The sequence below is a fragment of the Massilia genomosp. 1 genome (assembly GCF_011682185.1).
Taxonomy (GTDB): domain Bacteria; phylum Pseudomonadota; class Gammaproteobacteria; order Burkholderiales; family Burkholderiaceae_D; genus Telluria_A; species Telluria_A rubra.
Map to the genome: position 1 here is coordinate 1 of NZ_WHJF01000280.1, position 1,385 is coordinate 1,385.

Here is a 1,385-nt window from a genome sequence, read left to right on the forward strand (position 1 = left end):
TTTTCGGGATGCGAGAGAGTCGAGAGGTCGGGAAGAGGGGCAAGTTTTACCATGACCGGCATCATGCCCGGATATCGGAATGTTTACAATTGCGCGTTTACAACGGTCAGGGCTAAACAGTTACGTTGACAGTACCTAAAAAAGCCCTGAATTGAACTCCAGGGCCTATTTTATTACAGAGCAGGTACTGGCAGAATCACACTTTGGCGCTATCAAGCGTTCCGGCTGTTTCTAGGGCCTTAACCCACGCTGGCGAACGTCCACGGCCAGTCCATTGATTGTTCGGATTGGAAGGATCACGGTATTTAACGGCAGCCTTGTTTTTTACACCAGCCTCCTTTGTACTCGCTTTTCCCATAAGGATGGCAACAGGGATGCCAACGCTTGCTGCAATTGCGCTAATGTCTGTCCGCGCCTTTTCGATGGCGGCAGCTTCACGAGTTTTCATTTCGACAGCGATAGCATTGCGCAGTGCTGTTAAATCTACAACAGTAAGTTTTGATAAATCCATAAATATTCCGTTCGTGTTAAGTTGTTGCAAAAAACTATTGTAACAATAACCGATAATTCCCCGTAATGTCAAAAAATTTAAGATAAATCAGCATAACTGCGCCACCTCTACCGAATAGAGTACAAGTCGCACAAGTATTTTACATAATGACGACAGGAGTTTTTTAAAGAATTAATAAAGCCAAACCCCAATCTCAAAAATTCCAGATTGAACAAAATGGTTTTAATAAAAGCCGCTCCTATCCCATCCGCCAGCCGATATCTCAACAATACAGCTTGATCATGGTCGTGGCTACTGAAAAATAGTCGCAGACTAGGGTTGTACAAAGAGCGGCGCTTCTATTAGAGATTGTGCACAATAAGGATGTGCCGCTATAAAAATACGGTTGACGCGTTGCTTTATTACGCTAAAGTCTACCTGAAGCAAATATTCTGGCAATTTCCAAACAAAGTAACCGGTAAGTACACCTGCTTTGCCAGTGATGGGCAAACTACCTATTTTGCGTACAGCCACTTCGGGCGGGTTCTGTCGTATTAGCGGAGCCGTCATAGGGATCGTGTAAACTTTGACGACCAAAAATCTGGACGAACTGGCATGCTTAACTTCAAAGGAATGCGTTTTCCGATCGACGTCATCCTGGTCTGCATCCGCTGATATATGGCCTACCTGTCAAGACCCGCTGAGCTACCGACACCTCGAAGAGATGATGGAAGAGCGCGGCGTGTTGGTCGACCATTCGTCGATCAGCCGTTGGGCGATTCGTTTCCTGCCACTCATCGAGAAGATGGCCCGGAAACACAAGCGCCCGGTCGGCGGCAGTTGGCGTATGGATGAGACGTACGTCAAGGTCAAGGGCGTCTGGAAATACCTCTAT

The 1,385-nt window shown here is 46.6% G+C and carries 1 protein-coding gene and 1 pseudogene; one reads left to right on the top strand and one right to left on the bottom strand.

Translation table 11 applies throughout. From position 1 onward, the window contains the following. Positions 1–196 precede the first annotated feature (196 nt). Positions 197–511 (bottom strand): H-NS histone family protein, encoded by a 315-nt coding sequence (locus F1735_RS33560; protein WP_167241332.1) that lies wholly within the window; start codon positions 509–511, stop codon positions 197–199. 594 nt (positions 512–1,105) lie between these two features. On the opposite strand from F1735_RS33560, the pseudogene F1735_RS37120 reads away from it, so the two are divergent. Then, a pseudogene (locus F1735_RS37120) lies at positions 1,106–1,385 on the top strand (IS6 family transposase); the annotation flags it as partial.

Excerpts from the sequence above, each read along its gene's own strand:
- F1735_RS33560 (WP_167241332.1), bottom strand. The coding sequence starts at position 511 with ATGGATTTATCAAAACTTACTGTTGTAGATTTAACAGCACTGCGCAAT.